Below are 18034 nucleotides of genomic sequence, written 5' to 3'. Positions count from 1 at the left end.
AGCCGGTTCCGCTAGGAGGATCCGTGCCCGAGTCAAAGTCCCGCAAGAAGCCGTCAGCCGCCGAGGCACCCGTTGCTGCCAAGGGAAAAACCGCACCGAAACCCAATCCGGTTTGGTACAAGCCGGTGATGTTCGGCCTGATGCTGATCGGACTGATCTGGATCATCGTCTTTTACATCTCCGAGGGCGTGTATCCGGTCCCAGCACTGGGATCAGGCAACATCCTGGTCGGTTTCGGACTCGCAATCGTCGGCTTCCTGATGACTACCCGCTGGCGCTAACCCTCCCACACACTAACCAGAACTCCCGGTACGCGGTCCTCCGCCTGCCGGGATTTCGTGTTTTAAACAGCCTTACCCACAGTGGGGCAACTTCTCCACAGGGCGTTATCCACAGGCGTGCATAAGCTGTTCAGAACGGCGCCGGCTGACTGGCAGCCACTCCGGCCGCCCCATCCCCAGCTTTTCCACAGGACGAGGTGGAAAAGCTGGGGATAACTTGAGTGAAACCAAGGCGAGGTTGTACCCACCATGTGCACAGAGTTATCCACAACTGTGGGTAACTCTGTGGTCAGTTCGAGCAGATTTGCCGTGTTTACGGGGAATATAGTTATCCACAGCTGTGGAATTACATGTGTGTAACTCAGACACAGCACTGGATAACTTCGGAAGAGAGTTACCCACCGAGTGTGCATAACTCTCAGCCAAGCCTGTGGATAACGTGGTCGGGTCCACAGAATGACCCGAATGGTGCCAGTTTCGGCACCTGCGGAGCGCTGAGTTACACGCCTGTAAGTTATTAACAATGTGGGTATCTCTGTGGATAACCATCCGGCTGTGGGGGGCAGGGCAGGGATGAGGCGGTTAACCCGCAGCAGGCCCCCGGCTTTACCGGAGGCCTGCTGAGAGAAGCGCGGCGGGCAGCTAGAAGCTGGGTGTCCAGAAGAAGGCGAGGCCAAGCAGCACCAGGGCGATCGCGGCGAGGCCGCCGAACTGCACCAGCGGCCTGCGCGGGCCCTTGGGCGCATACGCCAGCACCGCGGCACATGCAGCACCTGTCACCAATCCGCCCAGGTGCGCCTGCCAGGAAATACTCGGATAGACGAACCCCAGAACGAGGTTGATCCCAATGAGGATCAGCAGTGCCTTAACATCGCCGCCGCGCTGACGCTGTATGACGAACAGTGCGCCGAACAGCCCAAAGATGGCGCCTGAAGCGCCCACCACGGCTTGGAAGGCCGGTGCCAGCATGAGGACACCGATAGAGCCGCCAAGCGCAGAAATCAGGTACAGGAGGATAAACCGGACCCGCCCAAGCAGTGGTTCCAGGGTCCGGCCCAGGAGCCACAGCGCATAGAGGTTGAACGCGATGTGCAGGATAAACCCGGGGGAGTGCAGGAACGCAGCGCTGATCAGCCGCCACGGTTCGGACGCTGCGAGGATGGGAGCGAACAGGAACTGCTCCGCGAAGCCCGGCACCAGCCATTGAAGGGCGTAGGCGACTCCGCACAGGATCATGAGCGTTGTGGTGACCACCGGTTTTCCGGTCCGGGCGGCGCCGCCGTAGGGAGTCCGGTAGGCGGGGGTGTTCCGGCGGCTGTCCTGGAAACAGTCCACGCACTGGATGCCCACCGGCGCGCTGTGCTGGCACTCAGGGCAGGCGGCCCGCCCGCAGCGCTGGCAGCGGATATAACTGACGCGGTCGGGATGCCGCGGGCAGACAGGTACTTCAGGGGCCGGCGGGCCGGCCGGAATTCCGTAGGACATGTTGGGTTGGGCTCCAGGGCTTTTATGGGAAAACCCCGGCCGGAGGCCCGGCCGGGGTGTACTGCCAAACAGGTTAGAGCTGCTCCACGGTAACGCTGTTGATAACAACATCTTCAGTGGGCTTGTCGCGCATGTCAGTGGCAACTGCGTTCAGTTCGTCGACCAGGGCCTTGGACTCATCGTCGGCTACTTCACCGAAGATGGTGTGCTTGCCCTGCAGCCAGGTGGTGGGAACGGAGGTGATGAAGAACTGGGAACCGTTCGTGCCGCGGCCCATCTGGATGCCGGCGTTGGCCATGGCCAGCTTGTACGGGCTGGTGAAGTCCAGGTCGGGGCTGATCTCGTCGTCGAACTGGTAGCCCGGTCCGCCGGTGCCGCGGCCCAGCGGGTCGCCGCCCTGGATCATGAAGTCTTTGATGATGCGGTGGAAAATGGTGCCGTCGTAGAGCGGCCGGCTGGTCTTCTCGCCGGTGGCCGGATCGGTCCACTCGATCTCACCCGTTGCCAGGCCGACGAAGTTCTTGACCGTCTTCGGGGCATGGTTGCCGAAGAGATTGATCCGGATATCGCCCTTGGAGGTATGGAGGGTCGCTTTTGCGGTAGGAATAGCAGTCATGACCTCATTCTTCCACGGCAGCCCTTTGAGCGCGCGGAAACCGGCCTGTTCAGCGCACAGTGAAAACTTCGGGCCCAGCGGTCCGCTGATAGCACAGAACAGCCATTGCACGTAGGCTAAGGCTGAACCGTCACTATCCCGGGAGGTAGTTTTGAATAAGAAGGACCGCATTGCCCGTGACTTCGAAGCGAATGTCACCGCAGGCGTGGAATCGGCACGTGACTGGGCAACCCCCAAGGTAGAGGCCGCCGTCGGTTGGGCAGTTCCCCGCATCGAAAAGGGGATCGAAACCGCTTCACCGAAAATTCAGGACGGGCTCAAACGTGCTGCAGACGAGATCGCTCAGGGTGTTGCAGTCGTGACTCCCCGGCTCCAGGACGGACTCCACAAGGTCGGCCCCAGGATCAGCCAGGTTGTTGACGACGCCACTCCGCGGATCCAGACCACCCTCGACAAGGCGACACCGGCCCTGACCCATGCCAAGGACAAGGTCGTGGACAGCTACATCCCCACGATCTCCACCCGGCTTGGCGACGCCGCTGACTCCGTCTCCCGCGGACTCGGAAATGCCTCTGTGCCCGTACAGACGGCCGTGGCCAAAGCCACCGGCAACAAGAAGGCACTGAAGCAGGCTCAGAAGGCCGCGGCCAAGGCTGCCAAGGAACTGAAGAAGCAGCAGAAGAGCGGCGGCAAGGGCTGGCTGGTCTTCGGCATCATCGCTTCAGCAGTGGTAGCGGCAGTTGCTGCGTGGCGGGCTTCCCGCCCGGTCGAAGATCCCTGGAAGACGCCCGCACCTGCCCAGCCCAAGCCCGCCGCAGTTCCGGTCCCCGCACCGGCACCGGCTGCTCCGGCCGAGGGCAGCAAGCCCGCAGCTCCCAAGCCCACCGCTCCCGCTGAGAAGGCCAAGGAGAGCCTCTCAACGGCTGCTGAGAAGGCGAAGGAAGCCGCGCAGGGTGTGAAGGAGGCTGCCGCCTCTTCCGCGGCCAAGGCCGGTGAAAAGGTGGCCGACGCCGCCAAGCACAGCAAGGACGCCGCAGCCACGGCTGCGAAGCCGGGCGCCCACGCGGATACCTCCGCTGAGGCGAAGGCTGAGAAGCCGGAGAAGTAACAGCGCAGGCAGCGCAGCGGAAGGACCCCGGGTATCCGGGGTCCTTCCTTTTTAAGCCGGTTTCCGCACTTGGACGGACACTATTTTTCGATGTCTCCGCCCAGCGCCGGCGGCGCCGGAGGAAGCTGGTTTTCCGGCGCTCCCCGGGAGGCCGGGGAGCGTCCCCGGGCCTGTCCCCAGAGGACGACCGCGAGCCCGGCCAGAATGATCCCCAGTCCGGCGTATGTGCCGCCGGGCAGCTCTTCTGCCAGGAAGACAGCTGCCAGGATGGCGGCACCGGGGATCTCAAGCAGGATGATCATCGACACCACCAAGGGGCTGATGACAGCAAGCAGATGGTTGAACACCGTGTGGCCGAGCAGCTGTGCCATCACTGTCACTGCCAGGATTCCGGCCCAGGCCGCCGGCTCGAACCCAATCAGGGGCTCCTGGAAAACCGCGCACATAATCAGCAGAATCACGGCACAGGCACCGTAGCAGAGGGTGGTGTAGGTACCGGTGGACATGGTCCGGCGGGCTTTGCCGCCGGCCAGGGTGTACAGACCGGCCAGGGCGCCGCCGGCCAGCGCCAGCGCATCACCCATCAGGGCCTCGGGCGAGAGCGCCACATCGAAGCCGGTGATGACCACGACGCCGGTGAAGGCCACCAGCAAGCCGGCGAGGGTCTGCCGCGCGACCCGTCTTCCGCGGAATACGTCGAAGAGCGCGATCCATCCGGCCTGCAGGCAGACAAGGGCGGTGGCCGCCGCGACGGATGTGAGCCGCAGGGACGTGATGAAGCAGGCGAAGTGCAGTGCGAGGGCGAGGGCCGCCAGCGCTGCCCACTTCACCTCGGCGCGGCTGAGACTGCGGAAGCTGTTACGGTCCCGCAGGCCGGCGGGTACGCCCATGATGACGGCGCCCAGGGCGTTGCGCCAGAAAGCGATGGCCAGGGCGGGGGCTGCTGTTGCCGCCATGATGGGGCCGGAGGCAGAGACGCCGAGCACGCCGACCACCGCAAGGAAAAAGGTCATGGGAAAAGGTTATTGCTTGGTGCCGTGTCGGGGCGGGAGCCCAGGGGCCGTCGGCTGACCGGTTCTTTAACGCAGAAAGTCCCGGCCGCTGTGGCCGGGACTTTCTTTCGGTGGAGGCACGGGGACTCGAACCCCGAACCCCCTGCTTGCAAAGCAGGTGCGCTACCAATTGCGCCATGCCCCCGAATTGGAACTGATTCAGTATATCCCACCCGCGGGGGTGTTCAAAACCAATCCAGTCCGTGCGGAGCTATTCGACCTTGTCGGTCGAAGCCTTCCAGACGGATTTCTCCGCGGCAGTTTCCTGCCATTTCCGGAAGACGAAGACGCCTGCTGCTGCGGCTGCTGCAATTGCGAACAACTTCTTCACAGTGTCTCCTTGCCGTTGTGGCCGATCAATTTTCATGATCGTCCGTGGGCGTACCAGGACTTGAACCTGGGACCTCTTCGTTATCAGCGAAGCGCTCTAACCGCCTGAGCTATACGCCCCGATACCTCACCGGGCCGAGATATGACTTTACCGTACCCCCGGCCGGAACCCAAATCGGGCCCTTCGGGCCCCCGGCGCAGGACAGGATCCTGCGCCGGAAACCCGGAAAATCAGTCGTCGGTGAGGGTGACGCCGATGCCGCCGACCAGGGTCGAGGCAATGTTGTACAGCACGGCTGACAGCATCGACAGGGCCGTCAGCAGCAGAACGTTGACCACGGCGATGATGGTCGCAAAGGACACCACCTGGCCCAGCGAGGCGAACTCCCGAAGGTCGAATCCACCGGACTCGGACCCGGCAATTTCGCCCAGCAGGTCATTTACCCGGTCAAAGATGCCGGTGAGGTCCAGGACGGTCCACAGGACGATTGCTGCGACCACCGTAACCACGCCGAGGGCGACGGAGAGCAGGAAGGACATCTTCAGCACCGACCACGGGTCGATCTTGCTGACCAGCAGGCGGGCCTTGCGGGCTTTGGCCTTGGGAGCCGGCTTAACCAGTGGCTGCCGGTTGCCGGACGCGCTCTGACCCGTTCCAGGCCGCTGCGCGGGCCGTGCCGGGGTCTTCACCCGCGGGCCGCCGCTGGGCCTGGCATTTGAGTTGGTCGAGCTCACTCGCTACCTCCATCGTCTGCTGACTGCGCGTCGGGCCCAGCCATTTCCTCTGTTGACAACGGTACTTCATCCACAGGTGCCTCCACAGACTCGCCGCCGGAGCCGGCTTCGCCGTCCGCAGCGTCCACCGGCAGGTCCCGTTCGGAGTTCCGGGCCACAGCGATGATCCTGTCGTTCTTGTCCGGCTTGGCGAAAATGACGCCCATGGTGTCACGGCCCTTGGCCGGAACACCGGCGACAGCGGAGCGGACAACCTTGCCACCCTGCATGACCACCAGGACCTCGTCCTCTTCCTGCACAATCATTGCGCCGACCAGGTGTCCGCGGTCCTCGTTGTACTTGCCAACCTTGATGCCAAGGCCGCCGCGTCCCTGCACACGGTATTCCTCGACGCTGGTGCGTTTGGCGTAGCCGCCCTCAGTGACGATAAACACGTAGGAGTCCTCGGTGATGACATCCGCTGCGAGCAGCTCATCGTCCTCCCGGAACTTCATGCCGGTCACGCCGGAGGTCGCGCGGCCCATCGGGCGCAGGGCCTCGTCGGTGGCGGTGAAGCGCAGGGACTGCCCCTTGCGGGAAACGAGCATCAGGTCATCGGTCTCACTGACGAGCTGGGCTGACACAACTTCGTCGCCCTCACGCAGGTTGATGGCGATAACACCGGCGGACCGGTTCGTGTCGTAGTCCCGGAGCTGGGTTTTCTTGACCAGCCCGCGCTTGGTGGCGAGCACCAGGTAGGGAGCGGCGTCGTAGTCGGGCAGGTCCAGCACCTGGGCGATGTGCTCGCCGGGCTGGAAGGCCAGCAGGTTCGCCACGTGCTGGCCCTTGGCATCACGGCCGGCTTCAGCCAGTTCGTAGGCCTTGGCGCGGTAGACGCGGCCGAGGTTCGTGAAGAACAGCAGCCAGTGGTGGGTGGTGGTGACGAAGAAGTGCTCGACGACGTCGTCACCGCGCAGCTGGGCGCCGCGGATTCCCTTGCCGCCGCGGTGCTGGGCCCGGTAGTTATCGCTCCGGGTCCGCTTGACGTAGCCGCCGCGGGTGATGGTGATGACCATTTCCTCTTCAGGAATGAGGTCTTCCATGCTCATGTCGCCGTCGTAGCCCATCAGGACCTTTGTGCGGCGGTCATCGCCGTGCTTGTCGACGATCTCCGCTAGTTCATCGCTGACGATCTGCCGCTGGCGCTCCTCGGAGGCCAGGATCGAGTTGTATTCGGCGATCTCGAGTTCCAGCTTGGCGTGCTGGTCCTGGATCTTCTGCCGTTCCAGCGCAGCGAGGCGGCGCAGCTGCATATCCAGGATGGCCTGGGACTGCAGCTCATCAATATCGAGCAGCTGGATCAGGCCGTTGCGGGCTTCCTCCACCGTGGAGGAGCGGCGGATCAGGGCAATAACCTCGTCCAGGGCGTCCAGGGCCTTGAGCAGGCCGCGCAGGATGTGCGCAACTTCCTCGGCCTTGCGCAGCCGGTACCGGGTGCGGCGGACGATGACTTCGAGCTGGTGCGTGACCCAGTGGCGGATGAACGCGTCCAGGCTCAGGGTACGCGGCACACCGTCAACGATCGCCAGCATGTTGGCGCCGAAGTTTTCCTGCAGCTGGGTGTGCTTGTAAAGGTTGTTCAGCACCACCTTCGCCACGGCGTCGCGCTTGAGCACGATGACCAGGCGCTGTCCGGTGCGGCCGGAGGTCTCATCGCGCATATCGGCGATGCCGGTGATCTTCCCGTCCTTCACCAGTTCGGCGATCTTGATGGCCAGGTTGTCCGGATTAGCCATGTACGGCAGTTCCGTCACCACCAGGCAGGTGCGGCCCTGGAACTCTTCGACGTTGACCACGGCACGCATGGTGATCGACCCACGGCCGGTGCGGTAGGCATCTTCGATGCCCTTGTGGCCCAGGATGGTGGCACCCGTGGGGAAGTCGGGTCCCTTGACCCGCTTGATCAGCTCTTCGAGCAGTTCCTCGTTCGATGCCTCCGGATGCTGCAGGTACCACTGCACGCCGTCAGCAACCTCGCGCAGGTTGTGCGGCGGAATGTTGGTGGCCATGCCGACGGCGATGCCGGAGGAACCATTAACTAGCAGGTTGGGGAAACGGGCCGGCAGGATCGTGGGTTCCTGGTTGCGGCCGTCGTAGTTGTCCATGAAGTCGACGGTTTCCTCGTCGATGTCACGGACCATTTCCATGGCCAGCGGCGCCATCTTGGTTTCGGTGTAACGCGGTGCGGCAGCGCCGTCATTACCGGGGGAACCGAAGTTGCCCTGACCCAGCGCCAGCGGGGCACGCATAACCCAGTCCTGGATGAGACGCACGAGCGCATCGTAGATCGCCGAGTCACCGTGCGGGTGGTACTGGCCCATGACTTCGCCGACTACGCGCGCGCATTTGTTGAAGGCACGGTCGGGGCGGTAGCCGCCGTCGTACATGGCGTAGAGCACCCGGCGGTGCACCGGCTTCAGGCCGTCGCGCACATCCGGAAGCGCACGCCCCACGATGACCGCCATGGCGTAGTCAAGGTAGGAGCGCTGCATCTCGGTCTGCAGGTCGATCTGCTCTACGCGGTCGGAGAGGACGTTCCCGCTGACGGGTTCGAGTTCGCCGCCGGGAACTTCCGGGGTCTCATCACTCATTGGTTCTGTTCCGTTCTAAGTTCAAGTCCATGTGCGTTACCTGGGCCGGACAATTCGCTCCGGCTGCCGCTGCGTCCGGGCCGCCGGAGCGGCCCGAAGGCATCAGATGTCGAGGAAGCGCACGTCCTTGGCGTTCTGCTGGATGAAGTTTCGGCGGGATTCGACGTCCTCACCCATAAGCACCGAGAAGATCTGGTCCGCCGAGGCGGCGTCGTCCATGGTGACCTGGAGGAGGGTGCGGTGATCCGGGTCCATGGTGGTATCCCAGAGTTCGGTGTAGTCCATTTCACCCAGGCCCTTGTAGCGCTGGATTCCGTTTTCCTTCGGGAGGCGCTGGTTGTTCGCCAGGCCGCGGGCCACGGTCTCATCGCGTTCCCGGTCGCTGTAGACGTAGTCATGCGGGTGGTTGGACCACTTGATCCGGTACAGCGGCGGCTGCGCCAGGTACACGTAGCCCTGTTCGATCAGGGGCCGCATGTAGCGGAAGAGCAGGGTCAGCAGCAGGGTGGTGATGTGCTGGCCGTCAACGTCGGCATCGGCCATCAGCACGATCTTGTGGTACCTGGCCTTTTCGACGTCGAAGTCCTCGCCGATTCCGGCGCCGAAAGCCGTGATCATGGACTGGACTTCGGCGTTGCCGAGCGCCCGGTCCAGCCGGGCCCGCTCCACGTTAAGGATCTTGCCGCGCAGGGGCAGGATTGCCTGGGTTTCGGGGTTCCGGCCGCGGACAGCCGAACCACCGGCCGAGTCACCCTCCACGATGTAGATTTCAGACTTCGAGGGGTCCTTGGAGGAGCAGTCCTTGAGCTTGCCAGGCATACCGCCGGATTCCAGCAGGCCCTTGCGGCGGGTGGATTCGCGGGCCTTGCGTGCGGCCAGCCGGGCCTGGGAGGCCTGGATGGATTTGCGGATGACGTCGCGGGCGGGGCCGGGGTTGCGTTCCAGCCAGTCGCCCAGCTGGTCGGTGACCACGCGCTGCACAAAACCCTTAACCTCGGAGTTGCCGAGTTTGGTTTTGGTCTGGCCTTCGAACTGCGGTTCGGCGATCTTCACGGAGATGACAGCGGTGAGGCCCTCACGGATGTCGTCTCCGGTGAGGTTGTCGTCCTTTTCCTTGATGATGTTCTTCTCGCGCGCGTACCGGTTGATCAGTGAGGTCATGGCTGCACGGAAACCTTCTTCGTGCGTGCCGCCCTCATGGGTGTTAATCGTGTTCGCGTAAGTGTGGACGCTCTCTGAGTACGCTGTGGTCCACTGCAGGGCCATTTCCACGGCCATTTTCTTGTCATTGTCTTCGGTTTCGAAGGCAATGATGTCGTCGTGGATGACCTCGACCTTTTTGGAGCTGTTCAGGTGCTGGACGTAGTCCAGCAGTCCGTTGGCGTACATGTAGTCCACGGTGCGGTGCTTGGGCGCAGCGTCCTCGGACCCGGTATCCGCTTCGGCGATTTCCGTGGCTGTCTCGTCCAGGGCACGCTCATCGGTGAGCACGATGCGCAGGCCCTTGTTGAGGAAGGCCATCTGCTGGAACCGTGCGCGCAGGGTCTCAAAGTCAAACTCCGTCGACTCGAAGATCTCCGGGTCCGGGTAGAACGTCTGCGTGGTGCCGGTTTCGTCGGTGGGATCGCCCTGCCGCAGCCCGCCCACGGGGTGGCCGCCGTTTTCGAAACTCTGCTGCCAGGTGAAACCCTGACGCTTGATTTCGGTTTCCACGCGCGCGCTCAGAGCGTTGACAACGGAGATGCCGACGCCGTGCAGGCCGCCGGACACGGCGTACCCGCCGCCGCCGAATTTGCCGCCGGCGTGCAGGATGGTCATTACCACCTGGACGGTGGGCATGTTCTCCGTCGGGTGCATGTCAACAGGGATACCGCGGCCATTGTCAGAGACCCGGACGCCGCCGTCGGCCTGGAGCGTCACATCGATGCGGTCGCAGAAACCCGCCAGGGCTTCGTCAACCGAGTTGTCCACCACCTCGTAAACCAGGTGGTGCAGGCCGCGGGGACCGGTGGAGCCGATGTACATGCCCGGACGCTTGCGAACGGCCTCGAGGCCTTCCAGCACAGTGATCTCGTTGGCGCCGTATTCATGCGGGGCCGGCTGGTCGCTGCGTTCCTGGGGTGCGGACTCCGTGTTGTCTAGCTCTTTGTCGTTAGCCACAGGTGCTGTCGACTCCTCTTGTGTCGGTCAGAATTTGGCACCCTGTCCAGCGGGAGAGGGTGCCTCTGTACCAATTCTACCGTGCTGCGGGTATCTTTGCGCGCCAAAACACCCTACCAGCGGCCACCAAAGCAGGTTTTGAGCCAGTTTCCTGCGGTCCGATGAGGCCCGATACGTCCGGAGGGTTTTTCACCCCGCTACGCACCTCCCAGCGGGTGTGAACGGGAGCACAAATACGGCTATATATCAACAACTTTTTTCCCTCAGGCAACACCGGGCAGGTTAGCCGTAGGTGTCCCGCGGTCCCCTGCCCTTGACGCTGCGCAGTCCCTTGCGCCAGTTGGGTGCTGCCGGACCGATGACCTCAATCCGGGTGACGACGCCGGGCCCCAGTTCGGCATCAAATCGGGCAATCAGCGTGGAGCGGAGCAGCCGCAGCTGCGTGGCCCAGGCGGTGGAGTCGCAGCGGACCTGGACGGTGGTGTCGGAGAAGGACTCCGGCTTGCAGTGCGCACTGACATCAGGGCCCACCAGCTCCTCCCAGCGCGAAATCACGGATCCCACCGCCACGGGGGAGTTCCAGCCGCGCTCGTTGACGAAACGGGTGAAGACCTTGCCGAGTCCCTGGGGATCCCGCCCGGTGTATTCCCCGGGAACGAAGGGGGTCTGACGGCGCTGGCCCGGTTTGCGCCGGCTCACCGGGGCCCGCTGGTTGCCGCGGGCCTGGGCTGCCTGCCGCATCCGGTTCAGCTGCTCCCTGGCGGCGTCCGGGCGGTCGTCACCGGAACCGGCCGGCTGCGGGGTCTCATCCGGCGGCAACACTGACGCCTCCCGGAATAACCGGAATCTGCTCTCCGGCCAATGCAGCGGGGATGTCCTCCGCGACCGCCGCGGTCACCAGCACCTGTTCGGCGCCGGCAACAATCGCCGACAGCCGCTCCCTGCGTCCGGTATCGAGTTCGGCGAACACATCATCCAGGATCAGGATGGGCCCGGCGCCCGGAGAATCGTCGTCATCCCGCAGCAGGTAGAAGGAAGCCAGCCGCATGGCCAGCGCCAGCGACCAGGTCTCCCCGTGCGAGGCATAACCTTTGGCCGGCGCCTGTCCCAGGACGAGCTCGACTTCGTCCCGGTGCGGTCCGACCAGGGAAATCCCCCGTTCCACTTCGCGTTTCCGGTTTGCGGCGAAGGCCTGCAGGAAACGTTCCTGCAGTTCCTCCTGGCTGAGCCCCAGCAGATCGGCGGCGTCCGCGGCTCCCTCCGCGGCGCCGTCGTCGTCCACCTGCCCCAGCAGCGTCGAGCGGTAGATGCCGCGGGCAGCCTTTGAACCGTCGGTCAGGTCTTTGTAAGCCCCGGCGAGATGCGGACTGAGCTGGTCCAGGGCCTGCAGGCGTGCAGCCACCAGCTGAGCTCCGGCAGCTGCCATGTGGTGGTCCCAGACATCCAGCGTTGCCTCGTGGGCAGAGGTGAACCGCCCGCTGGCCCTGGCCGATTTCAACAGGGCGTTCCGCTGCTTCAGCACGCGCTCATAATCGGCGCGGGTGGCAGCATGCCTCGGCACCAGGGACACGATCAGGTCGTCTAGGAAACGGCGCCGGGCGGAGGGATCACCCTTGACCAGGGCCAGGTCCTCGGGTGCGAAAAGCACCGTGCGGCAGATGCCGAGGATGTCCCGCGCGCGGACGGGATTGGCCCGGTTGATCCTGGCCCGGTTCGCCCGGCCCGGATTGATTTCAAGTTCCAGGGCCGTGGCCTGGTTTCCGCGGACCACGCGGGCCCGGACCAGGGCCTGTTCGGCGTCGAAGGCCACCAGCGGGGCATCCGAACTCACCCGGTGGGAGGAGAGCGAAGCGAGGTAGCCGATGGATTCGACAATGTTGGTTTTGCCGGTGCCGTTAGGGCCGACAAAAACGCTCACTCCGGGTTTCAGGCTCAGATCAAGCTGCCCGTAGCTGCGGAATCCCGTCAGCGAAAGGTAATCAACGTACACGCTGCTCCACCTGGTATTTCCGTCCTGTCAGTGTCCTCAAGTCCTGTCCTGCCGGTGCCGTTCCGGGTCTGTTCCCAGCCTACCGCCCAGCTATTCCGGCCCGCCCGCGTCCCCTACTGCCTGCTCGGCAGCGTTCGGAGGCCCGCCGTTTTGTCCTGGTGCCGCGGAATCGGCTGCCCTCACGGCATGCCCGCCAAACTGTCCGCGCAGCGCTGCCACCAGTTTCATGGCTGGGGAATCCTCCTGTCTGGAGGCAAACCGGGCAAAAACGGCGGCCGTGAGCGCCGGCGCCGGGACTTCAGCTGACAGGGCTTCTTCGATGGCCCACCGGCCTTCCCCGGAATCTTCCACGAACCCGGTGATCCGGGTCAGGCCCGGGTCCTCCTCGACAGCACGTACTGCCAGTTCCAGGAGCCAGGAGCGGATGACAGTTCCGTCCTGCCAGGCGCGGAGGACCCCCGGAACATCGCCGATGATCTTCTGGGCAGCAAGCAGCTCATAACCCTCGGCATACGCCTGCATCAGGCCGTATTCAATGCCGTTGTGCACCATTTTGGCGTAGTGCCCGGCTCCCGTGACTCCGGCGTGGACGAAGCTGTCGGCCCGCAGTCCGGATGGCCGCAGCGCGTCGAAAACCGGCATGGCCTCAGCCACATCTGCCGGATCACCGCCGACCATCAGCCCGTAACCGTTGTCCTTGCCCCAGATCCCTCCGGAAACCCCGCAGTCGAGGTACCGGATCCCGTTGGCCGCCAACAGGTCCGCGTGCCGGCTGTCCTCGGTATACCGGGAGTTGCCTCCCTCGATCACCAGGTCTCCGCTGCTCAGCAGTACAGCGAGGTCGCCGATGACTGCAGCCGTCGTTTCGCCGCTGGGAACCATGATCCATACGATGCGCGGCGGCGGCAGTTCAGCAGCGAGCTCCGCGAGGGACCCGACGTCGCTGATTACCGGGTCCCGGTCGAAGCCGGTGACCTGGATTCCGTTCTGCCTCAGCCGCTCGCGCATGCTGAAACCCATTTTTCCCAGTCCGATAAGGCCAATATGCATGTCGGTTCCTCTCTCCGTCGTCCACGTCAGTGGACGGAAAGGCTCTCGAAATGCAGATGAAAGCCTTTACTGGTTCGGAAGCCTTACCGGCATCAGAAGGTACCGGTAGTCTTCCTGGTCATCTCCGGTGAGTTCTTCCTGCGCGGAAATTACTGCAGGCTTCGGCGGGGTGGTGAAGGAAAAGCGGACGTACTTGCTGGGGAAAGCCCCCAGGCCCTCGCTGAGATAGTGCGGGTTGAAGGCGACGGTGATCTCGTCGCCGACCAGGGAAGCTTCGAGGGCCTCGGAGGCCTGGGCATCTTCACCGGTTCCGGCGTCGAGAGTTACCTGTCCGTCAGTGAATGCGAGGCGCACCGGGGTGTTGCGTTCCGCAACCAGGGAAACGCGGCGGACAGCTTCGACCAGCGCGTGGGTTTCCACCGTTGCGTGAATGGGCGTGTTCTCCGGGAAGAGAGAGCGGATCTTGGGGTAGTCGCCGTCGACCAGCAGCGAGGTCGTGCGGCGTCCGCCGCTTTCAAACCCGATCAGTTCGCTGTCTTCGGAGAGCGCGATGTTCAGGTCTCCGCCGCCGCCGAGAGTCTTGGCAACCTCATTCAGGGTCTTGGCCTTGACCAGGGCACTCGTGGAAATCCCCGGCGTTGCCGGCTTCCAGGAAAGCTCACGGAGGGCGAGACGGTACCGGTCGGTCGCCAGGAAGGTGATGAGATCGTCTTCGATTTCCATCCGGACACCGGTCAGGATGGGCAGGGTGTCGTCGCGGCTGGCGGCAATGATCACCTGGGAAACTGCCTGGGCGAATGCGTCGCCGTCGACGACGCCGCTGACGTCGGGAAGGGCTGGAAGTTCCGGGTATTCCGAAACCGGCATCGTAGCCAGGTTGAAACGGCTGTTGCGGCAGGTGAGAGTCACCTTCGATCCGTCGGTTTCGACTTCAACCGGTGCTGACGGGAGGCTGCGGCAGATCTCTGCCAGCAGGCGTCCGGAGACCAGGATGGTTCCTTCGTCGGAAATATCGGCCGGGATCTGGAGGCGGGCTGAGATCTCGTAGTCGAAGCTGGCGATGCTCAAGGCACCGGCTTCGGCCTTGATCAACAGCCCGGAAAGGACGGGAACCGGCGGACGGGGTGAGAGGGACCGTGCTGTCCACGTAACCGCCTCGGCCAGGACATCCCGCTCAACTCTGAACTTCACTGCAGGGTGCCGCCTTTCACAACGTACTTATCAGTACTACTGAACTTTCATGAACACGTGAGGGAGCATTTCGGGCTGCCAGGACGCCCGGTCTGCCCGCTGGGAATCACAACAATACCCTGTGCCAGCTTACCGCCGGCAGGTTGTCATTTACCGGGGGACGAGGATCCGTTCACAGCGGGCATTGTGCCAATGCCCAAAGGGGTTCACCCCACCCGTTCCAGGACCTGCGGAGCAGGCAGATGGAACATCGGATGTTTGGTCCGGAAGGTCGGATGTTATTTGGTGGAACCCAATTTCTTAAGATTCGTAGTGTTAATAACTGCTGTGGATACTGTGGATAACTCGACCCTGCCGGGCGTTCCGGCGTTTTAAGCCTGTTGATAACCTGTGGACGCTCAGCCTACGTGCAGGGCGGGGCTGTTGGGAACTATTTTGCAGTTCCGCGTATCCACAGGGCAATACCCGCTGAGAGGTGTTATCCACCGAGTTATCCACACCCTTGTCCACACGTGTTAATTTCGAGCCCCTGCGGGGCCCTCTAATCCGCGCGCTGACGCGGATCTAAGCCTCGCGCTGCTGCTGCTTGATTCGGTTGGTCAGCTCAGTGACCTGGTTGTAGATGGCCCGCCGCTCGGCCATCAGTTCCCGGATCTTGCGGTCCGCGTGAATCACAGTGGTGTGATCCCGCCCGCCAAGCTCCTGCCCGATCTTCGGCAGCGACATGTCAGTCAGCTCACGGCAGAGGTACATGGCGATCTGCCGGGCTGTGACCAGAGTCCGCGTCCGCGACTTGCTGCACAGCTCCTCGAGGCTGATCTGGAAGTAGGCTGCCGTCTGACCGAGGATCGAGGCGGCCGTAATCTCCTGGGCGCCGTCGTCGGTGATCAGGTCCTTGAGCACAATCTCAGCCAGACCGACGTCGACCTGCTGGCGATTCAGGCTGGCGAAGGCGGTCACCCGGATCAGGGCGCCTTCCAGCTCACGGATGTTGGTGGAGATTTTTGAGGCGATGTACTCCAGCACATCATCGGGGGCGCTCAGGGAATCGCCAATCGCCTTCTTCCGGAGGATGGCGATCCGGGTTTCCAGTTCCGGAGGCTGAACGTCGGTCAGCAGACCCCACTCGAAGCGTGAGCGCATCCGTTCCTCGAACCCGGAGAGCTGCTTGGGCGGCAGGTCGGAGGTGATGACCACCTGTTTGTTGTGGTTGTGGAGCGCATTAAAGGTGTGGAAGAACTCCTCCTGCGTCGCGTCCTTGTTCGCCAGGAACTGGATGTCGTCAATCAGCAGGATGTCCACGTTGCGGTAGAGCTGCTTGAAGCTGGCGCCCTCGTCGTACCGGATGGAGTTGATGAAATCGTTGGTGAACTCTTCGGAGTTCACGTACCGCACACGGATCCCCGTATAGAGGTGGCGGGCGTAATGCCCGATTGCGTGCAGCAGGTGGGTCTTGCCCAGCCCGGAATCCCCGTAGATGAACAGCGGGTTGTAGGCCTTCGCCGGAGCTTCGGCCACGGCAACGGCAGCGGCGTGGGCAAACCGGTTGGAGGATCCGATGACAAATGTCTCAAAAACGTATTTGGGGTTCAGCCGGCCAAATTCCTGCGAGGTGCTCGGCGGTGTGGGCGACGGAGCGCTTTCGCCGGTCGGCACGGGCGAGGGGGCTGCTTCTTCGGGCTCGGGCTCCGGTTCGGCCTGGGCGACGGGAGTCAGATCCGCGTCAATCACGAAGGCACACTGGATGTCCGCCTGGAAGACAGTCTTGAGGACTTCGTCAAGGATGTTCTTGAGCTGGGTCTGCAGCACTTCGCGCGTCAGCTCATTGGGAACAGCCACAAGCAGGGTCGTGCCAATCAGGCCCTGGGCCTGGGCAAGAACCACGAATCCGCGCTGCCGGGGTGAAACCCTGTCATCGGTCTCCAGCGTCCTGATGACCTTGCGCCAGGAACTGCCGACGTCGTTGATTTCGTCCGTACCCACAAAAACCTCTCGTGACGCCCGCAGGGGGCGGTTTAAGAAACCGGAATCCAGGCCTGGATCCGGAAGAGTCATCCACAGAGTTATACACAGTCGTGGATAAACACCCAGCGCCAAGCCTAGAGCATCAGTTCGGCTGTCGGTAGCCGGAATCCGGCGCCCCTGCTTGACTTGGGGCGGGACTCACATTTGACTGTGAAAGGCCCATACGGGAACTTGTCCACAGGTGTGGAAAATTCTGTATGAACAGGCCCCGCGGCCCCCGGTTTGACTGCAAACGGGGTCTCACCTAACGTTGAGTAGTCCTTTGTGTCTGCTATCTGCACTCATTCATGCCCATCAGGGTTCTGGGAATCAGGGTCCAGGTCCGGGTTGAGTGTAGTCAGTCACATGAAAAGAGCGCCGCTTGTGCTTTCCCCTTGATGCAGCAAGCGCCAGCGCAGATTGTCTTGGAGTAACCACCGTGAGCAAGCGGACTTTTCAGCCGAATAACCGCCGTCGTGCCAAGAAGCACGGCTTCCGCCTTCGCATGCGTACCCGTGCCGGCCGTGCCATTCTTTCCGCACGCCGTGGCAAGGGCCGTACCGAACTGTCGGCATAAAACAGACTTAGGTTTGCCGATGCTGCCTCAGCAGCTCTGTCCCACCCTCCTGGCGTCCTGAATGCTGGCCGCGAGGAACCGGGTGCGTTCGGCGGCGGATTTTTCCCATACCGTACGTTCCGGTGCCCGTTGCGGGCGCCGGAACGTAGTCTTATACGCAGTGTCTAACCCGGCCGCGCCAACGCGCGTCGGGTTCATTGTGTCGAAGGCGGTCGGGAACGCCGTGACACGTAACCTCGTTAAGAGAAGACTGAGAGAAGCAGCAGCGCAGAGCCTGGCCGACCACCCTACGGGGCTGGACATTGTGGTCAGGGCACTGCCGCCGGCGGCATCGGCATCGTGGGCGCAATTAAGCGCCGACTACGCTGGTGCCCTCTCTGCATGCATAGGCAAGCTTTCGCGGCAGTGACCACAAAGGTGAGGGAGGGGCTAAAGATGGGCCGAACCGGTAGCAAACCGGCGAAGGCTTCTCTTCCCGCTGCCTTTTTCCTGCCCATCATGCTTTTTTTCTGGCACCTTCCCCGGAACGTCCTGATTGGACTTCTGATGGGTTACCGCAAGGTGGTGTCCCCGCTCTACGGGCCGGTGTGCCGGTTTTTTCCATCATGCTCGGCGTACGCCCTTGAAGCCGTCACCGTTCACGGTGCCGTCAAGGGAACGTGGCTTGCCGCGCGCCGGCTTGTCCGCTGCCATCCGTGGAACGACGGCGGAGTGGACCACGTGCCCGAAGGCCGCAGGACGTGGCCGCAGGAATCGGTCCCCAGGATCATTGTGCTGAATCATCCCGTGATTCCGGCAGACGAAGACAGCCGCTCGGCGGCTTAG

17 protein-coding genes and 2 tRNA genes are annotated in these 18034 nt (G+C 63.1%); 5 read left to right on the top strand and 14 right to left on the bottom strand.

Annotated elements, in window-relative coordinates; genetic code table 11:
* Positions 1-23 precede the first annotated feature (23 nt).
* Complete coding sequence (locus AL3_RS10745) at positions 24-281, top strand: cell division protein CrgA (protein WP_066300492.1); 258 nt, start codon at positions 24-26, stop codon at positions 279-281.
* 642 nt (positions 282-923) lie between these two features.
* On the opposite strand, the gene AL3_RS10740 is transcribed toward AL3_RS10745, so the two are convergent.
* Positions 924-1631, bottom strand: a complete 708-nt coding sequence (locus AL3_RS10740) for a rhomboid family intramembrane serine protease (RefSeq protein ID WP_306303030.1) — start codon at positions 1629-1631, stop codon at positions 924-926.
* Positions 1632-1839: 208 nt separating this feature from the next.
* Positions 1840-2382 (bottom strand): peptidylprolyl isomerase, encoded by a 543-nt coding sequence (locus AL3_RS10735; RefSeq protein WP_066301039.1) that lies wholly within the window; start codon positions 2380-2382, stop codon positions 1840-1842.
* Between the two features lie 151 nt (positions 2383-2533).
* Between AL3_RS10735 and AL3_RS10730 the strand changes: the two genes are divergently transcribed.
* A complete protein-coding gene (locus tag AL3_RS10730; protein ID WP_083521676.1) occupies positions 2534-3490 on the top strand; it encodes a hypothetical protein in 957 nt (318 codons plus the stop codon).
* Between the two features lie 80 nt (positions 3491-3570).
* On the opposite strand, the gene AL3_RS10725 is transcribed toward AL3_RS10730, so the two are convergent.
* The 12 genes from AL3_RS10725 to dnaA form a co-directional block, all read right to left on the bottom strand.
* Positions 3571-4503 (bottom strand): DMT family transporter, encoded by a 933-nt coding sequence (locus AL3_RS10725; RefSeq protein ID WP_066300486.1) that lies wholly within the window; start codon positions 4501-4503, stop codon positions 3571-3573.
* A 111-nt stretch (positions 4504-4614) separates the two neighbouring features.
* Positions 4615-4687, bottom strand: a tRNA-Ala gene (locus AL3_RS10720).
* A gap of 66 nt (positions 4688-4753) precedes the next feature.
* Positions 4754-4873, bottom strand: coding sequence for a DLW-39 family protein (locus AL3_RS18810; protein ID WP_215727394.1), 120 nt, complete (start codon positions 4871-4873; stop codon positions 4754-4756).
* A gap of 45 nt (positions 4874-4918) precedes the next feature.
* Positions 4919-4992: transfer RNA gene (locus AL3_RS10715), tRNA-Ile, on the bottom strand.
* A gap of 111 nt (positions 4993-5103) precedes the next feature.
* Entirely contained in the window at positions 5104-5607 is a 504-nt protein-coding gene (locus AL3_RS10710; RefSeq protein WP_066300483.1) for a DUF3566 domain-containing protein, read from the bottom strand.
* On the bottom strand, positions 5604-8237 hold the full coding sequence (gene gyrA, locus AL3_RS10705; protein ID WP_066300482.1) for a DNA gyrase subunit A: 2634 nt from the start codon (positions 8235-8237) through the stop codon (positions 5604-5606). The genes AL3_RS10710 and gyrA overlap by 4 nt, the downstream gene beginning before the upstream one ends.
* A 102-nt stretch (positions 8238-8339) precedes the next feature.
* Complete coding sequence (gyrB, locus tag AL3_RS10700) at positions 8340-10301, bottom strand: DNA topoisomerase (ATP-hydrolyzing) subunit B (protein ID WP_246168451.1); 1962 nt, start codon at positions 10299-10301, stop codon at positions 8340-8342.
* Positions 10302-10679: 378 nt separating this feature from the next.
* The gene (locus tag AL3_RS10695) at positions 10680-11219 is read right to left on the bottom strand and encodes a DciA family protein (RefSeq protein ID WP_066300476.1); all 540 of its coding nucleotides are present in this window, start codon (positions 11217-11219) and stop codon (positions 10680-10682) included.
* Entirely contained in the window at positions 11203-12387 is a 1185-nt protein-coding gene (recF, locus tag AL3_RS10690) for a DNA replication/repair protein RecF (protein ID WP_066300474.1), read from the bottom strand. Before recF ends, AL3_RS10695 begins: the two co-directional genes overlap by 17 nt.
* 90 nt (positions 12388-12477) lie before the next feature.
* Entirely contained in the window at positions 12478-13437 is a 960-nt protein-coding gene (gene gnd, locus AL3_RS10685) for a phosphogluconate dehydrogenase (NAD(+)-dependent, decarboxylating) (RefSeq protein WP_083521675.1), read from the bottom strand.
* A gap of 66 nt (positions 13438-13503) precedes the next feature.
* Positions 13504-14628, bottom strand: a complete 1125-nt coding sequence (gene dnaN / locus AL3_RS10680; protein WP_066300472.1) for a DNA polymerase III subunit beta — start codon at positions 14626-14628, stop codon at positions 13504-13506.
* Between the two features lie 564 nt (positions 14629-15192).
* Positions 15193-16611: a chromosomal replication initiator protein DnaA gene (gene dnaA, locus AL3_RS10675; RefSeq protein WP_066300466.1), complete on the bottom strand. Its 1419-nt coding sequence runs from the start codon at positions 16609-16611 to the stop codon at positions 15193-15195.
* Positions 16612-17071: 460 nt separating this feature from the next.
* On the opposite strand from dnaA, the gene rpmH reads away from it, so the two are divergent.
* The 3 genes from rpmH (at position 17072) to yidD (ending at position 18034) form a co-directional block, all read left to right on the top strand.
* Positions 17072-17209: a 50S ribosomal protein L34 gene (rpmH, locus tag AL3_RS18100; RefSeq protein WP_022892375.1), complete on the top strand. Its 138-nt coding sequence runs from the start codon at positions 17072-17074 to the stop codon at positions 17207-17209.
* A 61-nt stretch (positions 17210-17270) separates the two neighbouring features.
* Entirely contained in the window at positions 17271-17618 is a 348-nt protein-coding gene (gene rnpA, locus AL3_RS18095) for a ribonuclease P protein component (protein WP_083521673.1), read from the top strand.
* Between the two features lie 89 nt (positions 17619-17707).
* Complete coding sequence (gene yidD / locus AL3_RS10670) at positions 17708-18034, top strand: membrane protein insertion efficiency factor YidD (RefSeq protein ID WP_066301037.1); 327 nt, start codon at positions 17708-17710, stop codon at positions 18032-18034.

Source organism: Arthrobacter luteolus NBRC 107841 (genome assembly GCF_001552075.1).
Classification (GTDB): Bacteria; Actinomycetota; Actinomycetes; order Actinomycetales; family Micrococcaceae; genus Arthrobacter_B; species Arthrobacter_B luteolus.
Note: the sequence above shows the minus strand (reverse complement) of the source record. Positions and strands in the feature narration are given on the sequence as shown.

Bases quoted from the DNA above. Each gene is read 5' to 3' on its own strand.
- rnpA (WP_083521673.1), top strand. From the start codon at position 17,271: ATGCTGGCCGCGAGGAACCGGGTGCGTTCGGCGGCGGATTTTTCCCAT.
- gyrA (WP_066300482.1), bottom strand. From the start codon at position 8,237: ATGAGTGATGAGACCCCGGAAGTTCCCGGCGGCGAACTCGAACCCGTC.
- AL3_RS10735 (WP_066301039.1), bottom strand. From the start codon at position 2,382: ATGACTGCTATTCCTACCGCAAAAGCGACCCTCCATACCTCCAAGGGC.
- AL3_RS10725 (WP_066300486.1), bottom strand. From the start codon at position 4,503: ATGACCTTTTTCCTTGCGGTGGTCGGCGTGCTCGGCGTCTCTGCCTCC.
- gnd (WP_083521675.1), bottom strand. From the start codon at position 13,437: ATGCATATTGGCCTTATCGGACTGGGAAAAATGGGTTTCAGCATGCGC.
- yidD (WP_066301037.1), top strand. From the start codon at position 17,708: ATGCTTTTTTTCTGGCACCTTCCCCGGAACGTCCTGATTGGACTTCTG.